We start from the raw sequence: 17,584 nt of genomic DNA on the forward strand, positions 1-17,584 counted from the left end.
TCACTGGTGAAGGCAGCCGATCCCGTCAGCGGTTCCACCGTTGATTCAGGTAGCGACATCACCTACACGGTCACCGCGACCAGCCATTCGAAGGTGAAGACGATCACCGACCTCGTCGTTGAGGATGACCTGTCCGGAGTGCTTGGACACGCCACACTTGACGAGTCGAGTCTTCCTGCTGGGGCAACCTACGATGCGGCAACGCAGACCCTGACCTGGAACGTGGGGTCACTGTTGCCCGGCCAAGTGAAGTCGATTAGCTACAAGGTGACAGTGGACGAGGGTGCCTTTGGCGTCGCACTCATCAACGTTGTGACACCGGGCGCGGAAGTTCCGCCACCCCTGCCATGCGTTGAAGGTGAGCCAGATTGTCGCACCACGGAACACTACACGGATCCGGAGTGGTCGCTGCTGAAGTCCTCTGACCCGGTGAGTGGTTCGACGGTAAGCCCAGGTGACACGGTCACCTACACTCTGACCGCCACCAACCTCTCCCTGGAGAACGCGCTGGAAGGCTACGTTGCGGTCGATGACCTCTCAGACGTGGTGAACAATGCGGTGTTGGACGAGGACGGCTTGCCCGCTGGTGTCACTTACGATGCGGCTTCTCAGACGTTGACGTGGGCTGTTCCGACGTTGGAGGCTGGCGCTTCGGCGCAGGTTTCCTACACGGTGACCGTCAATGACAACGCTATCGGGGTGACTTTGAAGAACGTGGTCACCGAGGGTGGCGAAACACCACCTCCGGTTGATTGTCCTGCGGAGGACCCAGACTGCCGCACCACAGAGCACCACACCCCGGACCTGTCAGTCGATAAGACTGTCCTCGACGCCGTACAGCACGAGGACGGGACCTGGACGGTCCGCTACAACGTCACCGTAACTAACGTGGCGGGCGTGGCGACCACCTACTCACTGACCGACACCCTGCAGTTCGGTGCTGGCATCACGGTGGACTCGGCAACCTGGGATGGCCACACCAGCGGAACCTTCGTTGGTAGCAGCGGAGCGCTTGCAGTTGATGAAGCGATTGCTGCAGGCGATACCACCCACGTTTACACGGTGACCGCCAATGCAACGGTGGCGCCGGGGGCTTGGAGCGACGGCGAGGCACAGTTGTCTTGCCCGACACCTGAAAGCCAAGACGGTGGAGGCTTCCTCAACAAGGCTTTGCTGATCTTCCCGGGCAGTGAAGACGAGGCGGAGGCATGCACCGAGCCTGGTTTGCCAAGTGTTTCCAAGGCATTCGATTCGGCAACTCAAAGTGATGAGGACCCGACCCAATGGCTTGTTGTCTACACCCTGACGGTGACAGGTGATAACCAGTGGGCCACCTACTACGACCTCAAGGACGTTCCCGGATTCGCAGAGGGCGCAACCCCGGTCAGTGGGACGTGGCAGCGCACCGATACCGACCCGGCTGGACCGGTCACGGATCTGGGTGCTGGCGGTTCAATTGTTGCTGGAGCAGAGATTGCAGCCGGTGCGACCCACACCTACCAGGTGATCTGGACGGTTGACATCTCCAATGGCGTTGACCCAACAGTTCAGGAATGTGTGGTTCCAGGTCAGCCGGGCAATGGCTTCTTCAACGAGGCCGTTCTGACCTCGGGCGGTCACGACCAAACCGATGACGCTTGCGGTCCAATTGACACCGTGGTTCGCCCCGGTGTTGAGAAGACGGTAACGGGAGCAGCACAGAACGATGACGGGTCGTGGGATGTCACATACGACGTCGTTGTCACCCTGCCAACCGGCGAAGAAGTGAACCCGAAGGGTCTGTCCGCGAAGTACGACCTCGTTGACACCCTAGATTTCGGCAGCGACATCACGGTTGAGTCTGCAACTTGGTCAGGCGGTCCAAGCGGCGTTGTTGATGAGCCGTTCGTTGAGGGTTCTGCGCAAATGGCTTCCGGAACGGTGATTTCTCCGGAGGACGCGGTCCACACCTACACCGTGACCGTGAATGCCAACGTTGGTAACGAGGCGTTTGACTCCGGTAGTGCCTACTGCGAAGTCGAGAGTGAAGTTGGTTCAGGGTTCTTGAACCGCGTCACTCTGACCAGTGCGGGCACGCCGACGGAAGACCAGGCGTGTGCTGAGCCGGCTGCGCCGAATGCGGTGAAGACAGGTCAGGAATCGGTGCAGAACGACGACGGGACATGGTCCGTTAGCTACCTGGTTCAGGTCACCAACGACAGTGATCAGGACCTGGTGTACTCCCTAACGGATACTCCAGCGCCACTGCCTGAGAGACTCACCTTCGTTGGCGATAGCACCTGGATGGCGGAAGCTCTCCAGGAGCTACCGGAAGGTACTGTCTTAGTTCCACAGAAGCCGGCCGAGGGCGATTGGGAGTTCGCAAAGGGGAGGATCCCGGCAGGGGAGACCCTAGAGTTCCTCGTCACCGCAGAACTCGAGTTTGAAGTGCTCGAGGTCGAACCCGGTGAGCCTTGCGAGCCGGATGGTCAAGTGGTCACTTTGCCCAACCAGTTGAGTCTGACCTCAGGGTGGTTCGAGTTGGAGAGCCACAGTTCGGTTGACGTTAAGGAACCAGGTTGCGTGCGCCCTCCAGGCTCGCCAACTTGGACGCTGGAGAAGTCTTCCGACCCAGCCTCGGGATCATCTGTCAAGGCCGGTGGGTCCGTGACCTACACCCTGACAGTGGTTAACACGGGTGAAGTTGAGGTGTTGGATGCGATCGTCAGAGACGACCTGAGTGATGTCCTCAAGCACGCGACACTCAGTGGTGATTTGGCTGCTGGTCTAAGTGTTGATGGTTCAACCCTCACCTGGGCGGTTCCAGATGTTGAGGTGGGACAGAAGGCTTCCGTCTCATACACCGTCACCGTGAAGAAAGGCATTGCAAATGTTCAGTTCAAGAATGTTGCCATTCCAGACTCGCCGGGCGGGGAATGCCTCCCGGACAAGTGCTCGACAACCCACAAGGTGCCACCCACACCGACCCCAGTGCAGCCCGGTCCTCCGGCACTGCCGAGGACGGGTGCCACAGTCGGTTCGATCCTCCTGGGTGGATTGATGCTGGGAGCCATCGGCTACGGATTGAAGAGAAGGAGCCGGATGGGAGCGTGACCTCCGTGACGAGGACGTGTAATCCCGGCTAGGCACGGCGGGGATAACGCCTCAGGAAAGGCGAATGGCGGGCAATCGGTGAGAACTGGTTGCCCGCCATTTGGTGTGAAAAATGGAGTGGAGAAGTTACGACTTCGCAGGTGAGGCGGAACACATTATGCTATAGGGGTGCCGAACGCTAGATTTCCCACCATCGACCGATCACGGATGATCGTTGATGAAGAGAGTGGACCGACTCCACTCACCCTGGTGCGCGCCCCTGCCGGGTACGGGAAGACCACGGCTATTGCGCAATGGCTCAACCGCCCGGGCATGGCTCACTTCGAACAGATCTGGGTGCGTTGCTCCAGAATTGAAGAAGACACAGAGCGCTTTTGGGCTCTACTCGGTGAAGCGCTGGGACGGTCGGCTTCCTCCCGTGAACTGGTTGCCAAGGCCACGGAATGGGGACTGACTGAACGCGAAGTGGTCGAGCGAACCGTTGAGCAGTTGGACGGGCCGACAATGATCATTATCGATGACTACCAGTTGGCGACTTCCCCTCGGTTGGACCTGGCGTTGCTGGAACTCTTGGAACTAAGTGACAACCTCTTCCTCACCGTCCTCTCCCGACGCAGGAACTGTCTTGATGGCCCACTGTTTGCAAGCTTGGTTCCCACCACGCACATCGGTGTGGAGCAGTTAGCCTTCACTGACGAAGAGGCGCGGGAGTTTGCTGCACTACACAGCGTCGACCCCGCAGCGGTCCCAAAGTTTGTCACCACGTCAACTGCCGGATGGCCGATGGCGCTCAGTGCAGCTCTCAAGGGGTTGCAAGAAGGTCGCTCACGCGTCCAGTTGGAAGCTCTTCGTACTCGCTTCACCAGGCAGCAACTTGAAATGGTGGAGCATCCGGACGCCCCCACCGTCCTGGCCCACATTTCTCTCTGCGAACTGATTGATCTTGCGACGCTTGCGGAAACCCTTGACTTCCCTCAAGAACACGTTACAGAAGTGATCACAGCCCTTGAGGAGCGTGGTCTGGTTGAACAAAGACTCTTTCCCAGTGGGGAGCGCTACCGGGTCAACCCGGGACTTGAGCCGTCTTTTCAGCACCTCAACCTTCCCGATCCTGGCAACGGTGACCTGGCACCGCTGCGCCGCCGCCACGCCCTCGGCCTTGCCGTCGATGACCCCGACACCGCCCTCGCCCAACTGCTGCAGATTGGCGACTATGCGATGGCAGAGACGGTATTGATCGGAAATTATCTCTCTGTGCTTACCAACCCTGCACGGTTTGCAGAGCTTCTTCGCTGGGTGCCAATAGGCGACCTGCGCGACCACCGTATCCTCACGTCAGCGCTCTTCCTCATCGAGTTGCGCGACCCCCGCACCCCACCAGCAGTGTTGGACAAACTGCACGCGTCACTGCGCGAAGCAGCGAACCAGAAGGGAGGCAAAGACGTTTCAGAAGCAGACGTCCTCGCACTGACCTCCCTTCTCATCGCTGAGCGCTTGCGGGGTACTACATCAAACACCCTGAAGATCGCACGCGAACTCGAAAAGAAAGTGCTGGAGCTGCCAGCGGGTGGGGAAGCATCGATTGACGGTTCCATATCATTTGTTCACGCGGCTGTGGGCCTGACTGGGCTGCTCAACGGCGACGTGGCATTGGCTAGGCGCGGCTACCAACGCAGTCTTGAGTGGGCGCAGGCACAACTTGATGAGTTGTCTCAGGTTCGCGCCTGGTCAGGGTTGGCCGCCACGGCTGCAACCAGTGGCTTCCTTCAAGAGGCGCGTAGCCTCCTGGTTTACGCCGAGCGCGCGATGGAAGCGTCTGGGTTCAGAGGTTCCACCCTGGCCTGGATGAACAGGATGACCGCACAGGCGCTGCTTGCAGCTGAGGATGGTAACGAGGAATGGTTCCACACCGTCCTCGAATCCGTGGAACCTCATTTGGAGAGGGCTGAGCAAACACCGATTATTGTGCTCGCGGAAATCCATGTGGCACGTATGTCGCATGGCTGTGAGGCTGGCCTTGGTGTTCTGCGCCGTCGTTTGCCGCAGATTGAGGCGATTTTCCACACCACCCCGTACATGCGTGCCACGCTTGTCGCCACCCGGGCCGATCTTGCCACGTACCTGGGTGGGTACGCGGGCGCGCGACACATGCTTGAAAAACTCCCCAAAGAACACCCCGTCGTGCGGCTCTCAACAGCGCGTTTGGAACTGTACAGCGGGAATAACGACGCGGCTCGAGAGATCGCCCTCGGCCTGTTGGGAGAGAACCTCTCTTTGCGTCGCCGTGCGGAAATCGGGCTGATTCTGGGGGTGGCGCTCGGGGAGCAGGGCGATGTTGCGGGCGCGGCTGAGGCCCTGACGCCTGCCGTGGAACTGAGTAAAGACCACGGAGGTTCAGTAGTCTACGGAACCGTTCCGCAGGCGGCACTCCTGGAGACCCTGCGGGAGTCCATCACTCGCCTCGCGAAGCAGGGTGACGCGTTACTGGTCCGGGACTTCAAGCGTCTCCTGGAGTTGGTCGAGAACCTCCCTGAGACTCTGGTAACCGAAAGGTTTGAGGCGCTCAGTGTTGCTGAGGTGCGGACCCTGCGCGCCCTCGTCGACTTTAGGACCCGCGCGGAGATCGCCAAGGCCCTGTTCGTCAGTGAGAACACGGTTAAGTTCCACCTGCGGGGCATCTACCGAAAACTGGGGGTATCAAACCGCGAAGAAGCGATCAGGGAGGCTCGTAACCGGTTCCTGATCGAGAAGTAGGCTAGTTGCGGTCACCCGCCCATGCTTCTTTCAGCTTTAGGCGGGGCCCGGTTCGCAGCACAGACGAACGGTAGATTCGGGCGGCAATCGCAATCACGACGGCATCACTAAGTGCCAGGATCAGCAGGGACAAAACCGGCTCCCACCAGTCCACGCCACCCATGAACATGCGTACCGGCATGGCCACAATCGACGTGAAGGGCACATAGGAAGAGACCGCCATGACTGTCGGGTTGGTGCCGAACAAGATCACAATGAAGTACGGCGCCATCACCAGCATGATGACGGGGGATAGTACCGAACCTGTGTCCTCGATACGGGAAACCAGTGAGGCAGAGGCCGCGAAAATGGCCGCAAACAACACAAAGCCAAAAATGAAGAAGACGACAAACCACAGCATCGGGGCAGTGAGCATTGACAGGAGTGAACCCTGCCCTGTGATCACTAGGCCGAGGACGCCCGCCAGAACAACCGCGGCGGTCTGACCTATTGCCAAGAGTGAGATACCGAGGATTTTGCCGGCTAGAAGGACCCTTGAGGAAACCGCGGAAACTAGCAGCTCCACCGTCCTCGTCTGCTTCTCAACCACCGTGTTCTGGGCGATTGTCGACCCAAAAGTCATCACCGCCATCATGAAAATGATGCCGAAAATCAGGGAAATAATGTAGTTGAGACCCCACTCCTCATCTGACGATCCAGGATCCAGCAGCTCCACTTCAGGAGAAATTGACGTCGCCATGGTCACCATTGTGGGGACTTCGTCGCGGGCGACCACCTTGTAAGGCAGAGGGGCATCAGAGTTGGTTACGGGGATGACGGCAGCATCAACGGTTTCGTCCTCGACCCACTGAATCGCCGTCGCGTCATCCGGGGCGACATGCAGGTCGATCATCGGCGCTCCGGCAAGGACCTCTTCAGTTTCGGAAACGACCGCCACGGGGGTCGCGTTGGTGCCACGGTCTGCAACAATGCCACCAAAAACAGTGGTGGCGAAGACGGCGACAAGCAGGATCACGGTGGAAATGATGAAGGACTTGGTACGGACCTGGGACAACACTTCGCGTCTGGCGACCAGCCAAGTTGCGTGAACTGGGTTTGCGGTAGGGGTGGTCATGATGTGGCCTCCTGGGAGTCTTCGTCACTGGTGGTGCCCTCGACGACGTCTCGGAAGATAACGGAAAGTGGTGTTGTCACTGCGCCAAAACTGGTGAGGGGCCCGCGCGCAGTCACTTCCGCGACCAGGGCGCGCATGGTGGCCTGCTGGGTATCGGGAGCGCCCTCAACCGTCAGGACAAGATCGCTGACAGGGGGTTGGCCCCATTCGGAAGTGGCCTCTTGCGCCTCGACCGCGGCAACGCCGGGGAAGGCTGCAACCCACCCCAGATCCTGGGGTGCGACAAGGCGGAAACGGTCTCTGGTGTGCTCGCGGCGCAGGTCTTCGATGCTGCCGGCGGCTAGAATCCGCCCCTCGGAAATGATCACCAGGTCGTCACAAAGCCGTTCAACCACGTCCAGTTGGTGGGAGGACAGCAGAAGTGGGATTCCGCGGCGGGCGTTCTCCGTGAGGACGGAAAGAATAACGTCGACCGCCATGGGGTCGAGTCCGCTGAAGGGTTCGTCAAGGATCAACGCGGTCGGGCTGTGCACCAGGGACACCGCGACCTGGGCGCGCTGCTGGTTACCCAGAGAAAGATTCTCAATCGGGTCTTTCGCGCGGTCTGTGAGATTGAGGCGTTCCAACAGCTCATCACTGTTCGCCGCCGCCCGCATCTTGGAGAGGCCGTGCAGTTGCGCGAAGTAGATCATCTGCTCACGCAGAGCCATCTTGGGGTAGAGGCCGCGTTCCTCAGGCATATAGCCGAAGGAACGCCTAGTGGCCTGGTCCAGTTCCACGCCGTCCAGGGTTACCGTTCCGGCGGAGGGGGCGAGGACGCCCAAGATCATGCGCATGACCGTAGTCTTCCCAGCGCCGTTGGCACCCACGAAACCGGTGAGGCGCCCTCGTTCAACAGAAAAACTGGCATTATCAACGGCCAGACGGTCGCCGAAACGGCGGCTGAGGTGATGCGTTGTTAGAGTCATGGATTCCAGGCTACAGGCCTCGCGTTGGGGTCTCCAAGCTCCGGGAAGCGCTCCGCGGGCCGGGTTGGGCTAGGGTTTTCCGTCTAGATTCAGGGTCTTGCCGTGCCATCGCTGGCGAAGCCAGCGGTCGTGGGAGGCAATAATCACGCTCCCCGGATAGTGGGGAATATCGGCCTCCAACGCTGTTGCCAGTGCAAGCGACAGGTGATTGGTGGGCTCGTCGAGAAGTAGGAGCTCCGGCGGGACCGCCAGCAGTCCGGCCAATTGGACGCGTCTTTGCTGACCGACACTCAAGGAAGACAGAGGTCTGCTGAGATCGCGGGGTTCGAGGAGTCCGAAGTATGAGAGAGGGATTGCTTCAGCAAGTCCCTCGCCGACGATGTCGGCGTAAGCCTGGGCTGCGGTTCTGCCCTGGCCGCGATCGTTCGGATCCGCGATTAGGACGTGCTGGCTGAGCAGGCCGACCGTGCCGCGGCCGCCGGGCCTGCTGTGGCTTCTTGGCTTGCTGCGCGAGTCCGGCCTGTTACCCCCTGTTGGCAGCGTCACGCTTCCTGTCGTGGGCTGCAGGTTCCCAGCCAGAACAGCGAGTAACGTCGACTTTCCAGAGCCATTTGCGCCCGTCACCAGGAGGTGTTCGCCCTTCGAGAGGGAAAAGGACACCTCGCGGAGCCGACCTGCAACGGTGATGCCGCTCGCTGCAAGGGCACTGCGTTCCACATCTGCCCCGGTGGGAGCTCCAAGCCCACTGAACTGCAACTGACGTGGAGGTTTTGTGACCTGGTCCTCTTCCAGATCAGCGAGCCGCCGCTCTGCATCACTCACCCTGCGTGAAACAACCTTCGCGTTGCGGTCCCCATAGAACTTATTCGCGATGCGTGACTCGGTGCGCGGACTCCAATCCGCGTGGCCAACCGTGTGGCTGGATTTCACGGAAGCTCGCAGACGCTTGAGGTCGGCTTGCTCGTCACGGAAACGGCGCTCCCAACGCTCACGCTCTGCCTGACGGTGAGCCAGGTAGTCAGAGTAGTTCCCAGAAAACCGCGTCACCCCAAGGCCACTGGAGAAGGCGCCATCCTGCCTGTCGCGGACCAGAGTGTGAGCGCGCGGTGCCGGATCAAGGTCGACGAGGACGCTTGCGGCCTCGTCCAAGAATGCTCGATCATGACTGGCCAACAGCACGGGGCCGTGCCAAGTCGCGAGCGAATCTCTCAGGAACGCGATCGCCGCGTCGTCAAGATGGTTGGTGGGTTCGTCGAGCAGGAGGACATCGGGCTTACTGAGCAGAAGCCACGCCAGGGAGAGGCGAGCCTTCTGGCCGCCTGAAAGTGTGCGTGTCGGCCTCGAAGGGGGGACCGAGTCGAGGCCAAGGGCGCTCAGGGTCGTTGCAATCCTAGAGTCGAGGGTCCAGATGTCGAGGCGTTCGGCCTCATGTAAAGCGTCTGCGTAGCGGTTTTCGGCCTGGGAGCTTGCCGGGTGGTTGGCGAGGTCGGTGGCGGCCTCGGACAACTCATGTTCCGCGTCGCGGCTGGGCTGGACGGCATCCTCAAGGGCTTCCAGGACCGTTGCGTCAGGTGAAAACGGGGGCTCCTGGTGGAGAAGCCCAAGGGTGGGTGTAAATCCTGCGCCCTCGGCGGATACCGCGCCGGAATCGGCCTCGAGCAGGCCCGCGATGATCTTGAGGAGGGTGGTCTTTCCGCTGCCGTTCTCGCCGATTAGGCCGACGACCTCGCCCGCTGAGACGGTCAGTGAAACGTCAGTGAGGACGCGCCGGTCCGGGAAGGACTTCGAAATGCCGTCGACGCGCAGGTGTGTGCGGGAGTTCTGTGGGGTCATGTTCGGTGATCTCTCAAGAGTTGAGAAGAACCTGCCGGGCCAGTGTTCCCAGGTCTGCAGGGGGCAGAGCGCAGGGGGCCGCGGGCGCAGGACTGAATCACTTAAATGAACACGCAGCTAGGCTAACGCGGGATTGCGCCTCCCCGCAAGGGGTGCGTAGCCCTAGTGGGCGTGCGTGCTGCCCGTGCTGCACGCGTGCGCCGCCAGGGATGGGGTCACTCGGGTCCGGTGAGCAGATGGAAATCTAGGGAGTGCCCGGAAACGCTGACTCGGGCCTGTTTCAACTCGGCGGATGAGTCTCGGGGGCTCGCGGTGAACGAGATATCGAGTTCACCGGTGCGGGTTTGGGGAAACAACATGCCGGTGGAGGCTATGTAGTCGTCCCAGTTCGGGAGGTCTGCGTGCCAGAGCGTGGTCCCGTCCTCGGGCGAGATTGCGAAGACCGTCCCCGCTAGTGGCGCGATCGTGTGTTCGAGGCCGGACGGAGCGCTCCAGTTCTGTCCTGACAGTTCCGCGTTGCAGACCTGCAGCATCACGATGGCATCGGCGTTCGCTATCCACTCGCCGTCGTCGCTGGTTGCGGGAATCCGCGTGCAACCGCCGCTGCTACCGACAAGCCAATCCTCACCGGTTACGAGGTCAACGCCGAGCAGCCCGCGCGAAAGTGTGCTGTTTGCGGCGTCCCAGGTGGAACCGGGCACGTCAGACCTGGCCGTGAGGCGTTCGCCCTCGCGTGAGATGGTGACGGGAATCTGGTTGAAGAACACGAGAGTTTGGTCGAAAAGGCGGTGTTCTGCGTCAGAGGTGCGGGAATAAAGCAGGGCATCGAGGCCGGTGGCGAGTGCGTCCTGCGCACTCATCGCTGAGATAATTTCGCCCGTTCGAGTGTCGAGGAGCGCCAAGAGGTCACGGCTCCTGGTTGCCTGCGACATGGTGAGGGCAGTCGTTTGGGGCGTGTAAGAGTAAATGGTGACAGGGTTGTGGGCGCCACGCCAGGTGGTTGTCCACGTGTCGGCGGTGACGTTCACTTGCGACACTACCGAGCCAACTTTGTGGGTGACCTGGGTTGCGTTGAAGATATTTGGGGACAGCTGGGCGGCGACGAGCAAGCCGACGACGAACATGGCGCTGCCAACCCTTGATGCGCGAGGGATATCTATGATGCCTCGGCGTTCAACAGCTGTTAGTGAGGGAAGTGTTGCTGCACCTGCGAGGATGCATAGCAACGCTCCGCCTGCACCGACCTCTCCGGGAAAAATCAGCCACCAGTACCGCACAGATGTGCTCGCGGAAGTTCCGACCATTACGAGCAGGGTGACGGAGAGAGCGACTACGAGCCACCGCAGGACTGTCCCAACCTTGGCCGCCGCGTTGTAGCGCGCGTTGGCTCGGTCCTTGGTGACCAACCAGCAGATTGCGAAGATGGCCGACAACGCGACGAGCAGTCCCAATCCGAGGTCGTGGAGGGGTCGACTCAGTTTGTCACCCCATACTTGGTCCGGAAAACGCAAGTCGGTGGTGAGCGCAGCCATCCAGTCCCATGACAGTAGAACCCCGAGTAGGGCCCAGATTGCTCCGGCAGCCCACAGCAGTGATCCGATGCCGAGGCGTGTGTAGAAGTGTCGGCTGCGTTGGCGGCGCAACCCTGAGCCGCCGCCCCGCCGACTTGAGCCGCCCTGCCCACTTGTATCGCCACGCCAACTTGAGCCGCCCTGCCCACCCGAGTCGTCCGGCCCACCCGAGCCGCCATCTTGCGAGCCCGAGCCGCCATCCTGCGAACGCCTCTGGGCGTCTCTCAGTTCGGCTGCGCGATGGGCTGCGAGGGTGGAGGAGGTCACGTGTCTATCGTAGGGCGTGCGCCGAGCCCTTAGAGTCGCAGGCGTCACCTGCTCCGGTCTCTAAGGTTGCCGCCGACACGTAAGGTTGCCTGGAATTCGCACGAACGGCGGCAACCTTATGTGTCGGCGGCAACCTTAGGGGGGAGTCCCCCAAATGTATACGTTGGGACGAAATGTGCCTCTGGGGTGAGTACCCCACGCGATCATTTGGCCCCCACGTAAACATTTCACAACGTGGGCGCGGGCCTGGGTGTGGGTGCCGGGGCACTGCCTCGTGGCGTGGGCGTGGGCGTGGGCGTGGGCCTGGGTGTGGGAGCCGGGGCACTCCCTCGTGGCATGGGCGTGGGCGTGGGCGCCGGTGCCCGGTGCCGAGGCTTGGGTGTCGGGCACTGCCTTGGGCGGGTCGCCTTGGTCGAGACTAGAGCCGCCGGACTTAGAGCCGCCGGACTAGAGCGGCCGGATTAGAGCCGCCCGATTAGAGCGCGCCCTCAAACTGCGAGTTGTACAGACGCCAGTAGGCGCTGCGGCTGCGGATCAGCTCTTCGTGAGTGCCCTTCTCAACAATCGCGCCATTCTCCATCACCAGGATCAGGTCTGCCTCACGAATAGTTGAGAGCCGGTGCGCAATGACGAAGGAAGTACGTCCCTTCTGCAGGGCATTCATCGCATCCTGGAGTAGACGCTCAGTGCGGGTGTCAACCGACGAAGTCGCCTCATCCAAGATCAGGATCGGCGGTTGCGCCACGAATGCGCGGGCAATTGTCAACAACTGGCGCTCACCCGCGGAAAGGTTCGAAGCGTCCTCATCCAACTCTGTCTCATAGCCCCTCGGCAGTTGGCGTACCAGACGGTCTACGTAGGTCGCTCTTGCCGCAGCGATGATCTGTTCGTCAGTCGCATCTTCATTGCCGTAGCGAATGTTGTCGTTGATCGTCCCGGCGAATAGCCATGGATCCTGCAGCACCATACCGGTGCGACGACGAACATCGTCCCGTTTGAGCTGTGCAATGTCCTGCCCATTCACCGTGATCTTGCCTCCGTCCAGCTCATAGAACCGCATCAGCAGGTTCACCAGAGTGGTCTTGCCAGCCCCGGTTGGGCCGACGATTGCGACCGTCTGGCCCGGATCGACGACAAACGAGAGGTCCTCAATCAGTGGCTTGTTCGGGGAGTAGCTGAACCTTACGTGTTCAAACTCAATCCGTCCCTGGCCTTCAACCGGTGCTGGCGCATCGGGATTGTCCGGCACCTCATCGGCCTCATCCAGAAGCTCATAGACGCGTTCAGTTGATGCAACTCCAGACTGGACGGATGCTGCCATTCCGCCCAGTTCGGCAAGTGGTTGGTTGAAGAGGCTTGAGTACTGGATGAATGCCTGCACACTACCCAGCAACAGAGAGCCTCCAGCGACCATCGCGCCACCTACCACCGCAATGCCGACATAGACCAGGTTGCCAATGAAGCTCATCATCGGCATCATCAGGCCCGAGAGGAACTGGGCCTTGAATGCGGCCTCATAGAGTTCCTCATTCTCATCAGCAAACTCTTTCTCAAAGCGCTTCTGCTGTCCGAAGACTTTGACGAGGGCGTGCCCTGAGAACGACTCTTCAACGCGGGCATTCAAGCGGCCAACCTTCAGCCACTGCAGGCTGAATGCCTTCTGCGACTTTGGGCCGATGATCCCGAAGATGACGCCCAGGAGGGGGAACGACACCAGGGCGATCAAAGTGAGTTGCCACGAGATGGTCAGCATCATCACGAGCGCGCCAATCACTGTGAAGACAGAGGTGATGGCCCCAGACATTGACTGCTGCAAAGTGTTGGTCATGTTGTCGATGTCGTTCGTGACCCTGGAGATCAAGTCCCCGCGTTTGACCCTGTCAAAGTACGACAGGGGAAGACGGTTGATCTTGTCTTCAACCTCCCCACGGAGCTTCCACATTGCCCGAACCATGACCCGATTGAGGACGTATCCCTGCAGCCACGAAAACACTGCTGCACCAACGTAAAGAGCCAAGACTAAGAGAAGGATATTCGCCAGCTGATTGAAGTCGATCCCAGCACCCGGAGTGACGTCCATCTTCGCTACCATGTCGGCCATTTCAGTTTGGCCAGCAGCGCGCAAACCCGCAATGGCCTGCTCTGTCGTTACACCTGAGGGGATTTGATTGGAGATGTACCCAGAGAAGAGGACGTCGGTGGCGCGACCAAGAATCCGTGGCGCAAGCACCGTCAACACCACGGAGGCGGCACCGACAACTGTCACAAGGATCATGCGGATCCAGTAGGGCTTCAGGAGCCCCATCATTCGCCAGAATGAGGGCCAGAAGTGCTTCGCTTTTCGAGCGACACCTTCAGCCCCGCTCATCCCCGCGTTGGCTGCGGCGGATTCTGCAATCTCCAGTACTTCTTCATCACTGAGTGGGGTGGGGTTCACATCAGTCATCAGGACACCTCCGCGCCCAGTTGTGACTCAACAATCTCCACATAAGTGGGACTTGTCTTGAGTAGTTCAGCGTGCGTGCCGGATCCAACAACCCGTCCGTCCTCGATTACCAAAATCTGCTCTGCCTCAGTGATCGTTGAGATTCGTTGTGCGACGACAATCTTGGTGGTATCTGGGAATTCCTTCCATAGCGCTGCGCGCAGTCGGGCATCCGTCGTAAGGTCGAGGGCGGAAAAAGAGTCGTCAAAAATCAGAACCTTCGGGTTGCGAACAAGGGCGCGCGCAATGGAAAGGCGTTGGCGCTGCCCGCCGGAAACATTCGTTCCGCCCTGGGAAATCCTCGCCTCGAGTTGTCCTTCCATATCTGCGACGAAATCCTCTGCTTGGGCAACGCGCAATGCAGCCCAAAGTTCTTCATCCGTTGCATGTTCATTTCCGAAGCGCAGGTTCGTGGCCACTGTACCGGCAAAGAGAACAGGCTTCTGCGGCACGTAGCCAATGGTCGACCACAGGTTCTCGAGTTCCTGGTTCCGCACATCTTCGCCACCGACAAGGACCGCCCCGCCTGTCACGTCGACTAAGCGAGGGATGAGGTTGACCATGGTTGTCTTCCCCGCAGCCGTCGAGCCAACTACGGCCGTTGTCTGCCCCTTGGGTGCAACGAAGGAAATGTTCGCCAGTACGGGCTCTTCCGCGTCAGGGAACGTAAACGACACGTCCTTGAACGCCACTTCACCGGGACGGGGCTGAACAAGGACGGGATCTGCAGGATCCTCCAGAGTGGACTTTGAGTTGAGGACCGCGGTGATGCGTTCCGCGGAAACAACTGCCCGCGGGAACATCATCGCCATGAAGGTTGCCATGACAATCCCGAAGAGAACCTGGGCAATGTACTGCATGAATGCCATGATCGTTCCGACTTCCATGGTCCCGTCATTGATGCGGATGGCTCCAAACCAGAGCACAGCCGTGGTTGTGACATTAAGGATCAACATCACCAGCGGAAACATGAGGACAAAGATTGAGCCAACGTTGCGGCCAACGACCATGATGTCGGTGTTCGCAACCAAGAAGCGTGCGGCCTCAACCCGTTCACGAACGAAGGCGCGCACCACACGGACCCCCGTGAGCTGCTCACGAAGAACCAGGTTCACGGTGTCGAGCCGTTCTTGGTATTCGCGGAACAGGGGAATCAACCGAACCATGATAAGTCCTGCGGCGACCAGCAAAACAGGGATGGCAACCGCGAGAATCCACGACAGGGAAGCATCCTGACGCAGAGCCATTACTATCCCGCCGATGGCCATCAAAGGTGCCATGACCAGCATGGTTGAACCCATCATGGTCAGCATCTGCACTTGCTGCACGTCGTTCGTATTGCGCGTAATCAGGGAGCCAGGACCAAAATGGTTCACCTCACGTTCTGAGAAGCCCGAGACCTTGGTATAGACCGCATTGCGGATGTCACGACCCATTGCCATGGCGGCGCGCGCAGCAAGAAGGAGCGCCAGCACGGACGCAGTGATCTGAATGAATGCGATCGCCAGCATCCACCCGCCACGTTGCCAAATCAACCCGATATTGCCCTGCGCAACACCCTGATCGATGATCTGTGCGTTCAGTGTTGGTAGGTAAAGCGCGGCGATGACCGACACCATCTGAAACACGATGACGCCGACGATGTACCACTTGTAGGGCCCAAGGTACCTGGCCAGCAGTTTTCCTAACATTCCCAAATACTAAGCGCACCCTCCGACATTTGGCACGTGCCGTTTTTCACCGGAGCATTCCAGAGCGGTAACCTTGTCCTGTTCACCAAACCCTCAACGTCGAGCAGCCACGCGGAGTTAGTACGACCATGCCCTTTCTTGATTATCCACTCGTCGAACTTCAGGCTTACCGTCCTGACGTTAGGGAGCCAGCAGATTTTGACGAGTTCTGGGCCGCAACACTGGCTGAGCACAGTGTGAAGGACCCGTCCTCGGCCATATCGATGACGCCATCGCGGTCCACACTTCATGTCATCGATGCATGGGACGTGACGTTTCCCGGCTTTGGAAGCCAAGTAATCCACGCTCGATACACGCGCCCGGCCGGAGTCACAGAACAGCTGCCAATCATTGTTGAGTTCGTCGGTTACGGTGGCGGACGTGGACTGGTCGAAGAGCACCTCACGTGGGCGGCTTCCGGCCTCGCCCACCTCATTGTGGATACACGCGGGCAGGGAACACGTTGGAGTGGCGGCGGTGACACGGGCGACACCGCCGACACGGATGCATCCGGCGGTGGCTTCATGACCCGGGGGATCCGCTCCCCGCATACCTACTATTACCGGCGCGTTTTTACAGACGCTGCACATGCGTTGCAGATCGCAAGGCTGCTCCCCGGCGTGGATCCAACCCGTGTGATCCCAACGGGCGGTAGCCAGGGCGGCGCGATTGCATTGGCGGCGTCCGCCCTCGACGGGAATGCCGCCGGATTCATGGCGAACGTGCCGTTCCTGTGCAATTTTGAGCGGGCCATTGGGCTCACGGCCGCGTACCCGTATCAGGAGATTGTTGACTATCTCAGTGTCAAACGGGATGACATCGGCCTCGTCTTCAACACGCTGTCATACTTTGACTGCGTCAACTTCGCAAAGCGGATCGTGGCTCCCGGACTATTTTCCGTGGGTCTCATGGACGAGACGACTCCGCCGTCAACCGGGTTCGCCGCGCGCAACTGGTGTCGGGGTGAGACCGCGATGGAGGTGTACCCGTTCAACGGGCACGAGGGCGGTGGCCCGTATCAGGTGCGCAAGCAAATCAAGTGGGTTCGGGACCTGCTTGGCTATTCCGCGTAGCCGAGGACCGCGAAGGCGAGGGCGTAGTCTCCGTCGTGGGATGCGGAGACGTGCCATCTCGGGTCTGGCACCGGGACAGTCGTCGTGAAGGCGTTAGCCATTGTCCCCGTGAGGTGCACCGATGGAACGCCCGAGGGCGTATGACTCACGACGATTTCTGACCACACAACTCCGTCGACTGGTAGTGGGAGGGGTGTCCCGCTGGCTTCGAGCGCCGCAACCCACGCTTTGAGCGCAGCTTCCTTAATCGCCCATACTGCCGCCAGGTGGTCTGCGAGACGGTCGCCTTTGTGGGTTGCGCGCAACTCTGCGCGGCGGAGTTCCCTGGCGGTGAAAACCACGCCCGGCTCTGCGAACCGCGACCCGACCGTGCTGATCTGCTGAGCCAGATCGGGGATGTGGACGATGTCGGTGCCGATGCCGAGGACGCGCACACCCTTGGGGATTCCCGGCGGGCGTACGGCGGTCCGGTCCGGTGCCACTGCGGACCTAGTCGTCGAGGTCGTCTTCGGCGAGCACTTCGCCCACTAGCGCCTCGGGGTTTGCGCCTTCGCCAAGGGTGACTGCATCGGTGTCGAAGGACGCTGCCGCAAGGTCCAGTTGGCTGTTGTCTGGGTTGAAACCATCTTCGTTGTTAGTCATGGAGCAATCTTACGGGGACGAGGGCGTGGGCGTCTGGTTGCATTCAGCGAGTGC

Annotated in this window: 11 protein-coding genes; 3 read left to right on the plus strand and 8 right to left on the minus strand. The window is 60.2% G+C overall.

The window, feature by feature from the left end; all coding sequences use genetic code 11:
* The first annotated feature begins 6 nt into the window (after window positions 1-6).
* Together IDL90_RS06115 and IDL90_RS11700 are read left to right on the plus strand one after the other, a co-directional pair.
* On the plus strand, window positions 7-3,093 hold the full coding sequence (locus IDL90_RS06115) for a DUF11 domain-containing protein (protein ID WP_187994790.1): 3,087 nt from the start codon (window positions 7-9) through the stop codon (window positions 3,091-3,093).
* Window positions 3,094-3,261: 168 nt separating this feature from the next.
* The gene (locus tag IDL90_RS11700; RefSeq protein WP_187994791.1) at window positions 3,262-5,847 is read left to right on the plus strand and encodes a LuxR C-terminal-related transcriptional regulator; all 2,586 of its coding nucleotides are present in this window, start codon (window positions 3,262-3,264) and stop codon (window positions 5,845-5,847) included.
* A gap of 1 nt (window position 5,848) precedes the next feature.
* Here IDL90_RS11700 and IDL90_RS06125 read toward each other — a convergent pair whose 3' ends face one another.
* The 6 genes from IDL90_RS06125 to IDL90_RS06150 all read right to left on the minus strand — a co-directional run bounded on the left by IDL90_RS06125 (window position 5,849) and on the right by IDL90_RS06150 (window position 15,776).
* The gene (locus tag IDL90_RS06125; protein WP_187994792.1) at window positions 5,849-6,961 is read right to left on the minus strand and encodes an ABC transporter permease; all 1,113 of its coding nucleotides are present in this window, start codon (window positions 6,959-6,961) and stop codon (window positions 5,849-5,851) included.
* The gene (locus IDL90_RS06130) at window positions 6,958-7,929 is read right to left on the minus strand and encodes an ABC transporter ATP-binding protein (protein WP_187994793.1); all 972 of its coding nucleotides are present in this window, start codon (window positions 7,927-7,929) and stop codon (window positions 6,958-6,960) included. The genes IDL90_RS06125 and IDL90_RS06130 overlap by 4 nt, the downstream gene beginning before the upstream one ends.
* A gap of 69 nt (window positions 7,930-7,998) precedes the next feature.
* Complete coding sequence (locus tag IDL90_RS06135; RefSeq protein WP_187994794.1) at window positions 7,999-9,762, minus strand: ABC-F family ATP-binding cassette domain-containing protein; 1,764 nt, start codon at window positions 9,760-9,762, stop codon at window positions 7,999-8,001.
* A 215-nt stretch (window positions 9,763-9,977) separates the two neighbouring features.
* Window positions 9,978-11,600, minus strand: coding sequence for a hypothetical protein (locus IDL90_RS06140; RefSeq protein ID WP_187994795.1), 1,623 nt, complete (start codon window positions 11,598-11,600; stop codon window positions 9,978-9,980).
* Between the two features lie 475 nt (window positions 11,601-12,075).
* Entirely contained in the window at window positions 12,076-14,046 is a 1,971-nt protein-coding gene (locus IDL90_RS06145; RefSeq protein WP_187994796.1) for an ABC transporter ATP-binding protein, read from the minus strand.
* Window positions 14,046-15,776, minus strand: a complete 1,731-nt coding sequence (locus IDL90_RS06150) for an ABC transporter ATP-binding protein (protein ID WP_187994797.1) — start codon at window positions 15,774-15,776, stop codon at window positions 14,046-14,048. Before IDL90_RS06150 ends, IDL90_RS06145 begins: the two co-directional genes overlap by 1 nt.
* A 128-nt stretch (window positions 15,777-15,904) precedes the next feature.
* Here IDL90_RS06150 and IDL90_RS06155 point away from each other — a divergent pair, with 128 nt between their 5' ends.
* Window positions 15,905-16,888: an acetylxylan esterase gene (locus IDL90_RS06155; protein ID WP_187994798.1), complete on the plus strand. Its 984-nt coding sequence runs from the start codon at window positions 15,905-15,907 to the stop codon at window positions 16,886-16,888.
* On the opposite strand, the gene IDL90_RS06160 is transcribed toward IDL90_RS06155, so the two are convergent.
* Both IDL90_RS06160 and IDL90_RS06165 read right to left on the minus strand, forming a co-directional pair.
* The gene (locus IDL90_RS06160) at window positions 16,876-17,370 is read right to left on the minus strand and encodes a holo-ACP synthase (RefSeq protein WP_187994799.1); all 495 of its coding nucleotides are present in this window, start codon (window positions 17,368-17,370) and stop codon (window positions 16,876-16,878) included. The genes IDL90_RS06155 and IDL90_RS06160 overlap by 13 nt on opposite strands.
* Window positions 17,371-17,377: 7 nt before the next feature.
* Complete coding sequence (locus tag IDL90_RS06165) at window positions 17,378-17,530, minus strand: hypothetical protein (protein WP_187994800.1); 153 nt, start codon at window positions 17,528-17,530, stop codon at window positions 17,378-17,380.
* Window positions 17,531-17,584 lie beyond the last annotated feature (54 nt).

The organism is Schaalia sp. JY-X159 (assembly GCF_014525425.1).
In the GTDB taxonomy this organism is placed as follows: Bacteria; Actinomycetota; Actinomycetes; order Actinomycetales; family Actinomycetaceae; genus Scrofimicrobium.

What these genes read in the sequence shown, in the direction of transcription:
- IDL90_RS06125 (WP_187994792.1), bottom strand. Translation starts at nt 6,961, where the DNA reads ATGACCACCCCTACCGCAAACCCAGTTCACGCAACTTGGCTGGTCGCC.
- IDL90_RS06130 (WP_187994793.1), bottom strand. Translation starts at nt 7,929, where the DNA reads ATGACTCTAACAACGCATCACCTCAGCCGCCGTTTCGGCGACCGTCTG.
- IDL90_RS06135 (WP_187994794.1), bottom strand. Translation starts at nt 9,762, where the DNA reads ATGACCCCACAGAACTCCCGCACACACCTGCGCGTCGACGGCATTTCG.
- IDL90_RS06145 (WP_187994796.1), bottom strand. Translation starts at nt 14,046, where the DNA reads ATGACTGATGTGAACCCCACCCCACTCAGTGATGAAGAAGTACTGGAG.
- IDL90_RS06150 (WP_187994797.1), bottom strand. Translation starts at nt 15,776, where the DNA reads ATGTTAGGAAAACTGCTGGCCAGGTACCTTGGGCCCTACAAGTGGTAC.
- IDL90_RS06155 (WP_187994798.1), top strand. Translation starts at nt 15,905, where the DNA reads ATGCCCTTTCTTGATTATCCACTCGTCGAACTTCAGGCTTACCGTCCT.
- IDL90_RS06165 (WP_187994800.1), bottom strand. Translation starts at nt 17,530, where the DNA reads ATGACTAACAACGAAGATGGTTTCAACCCAGACAACAGCCAACTGGAC.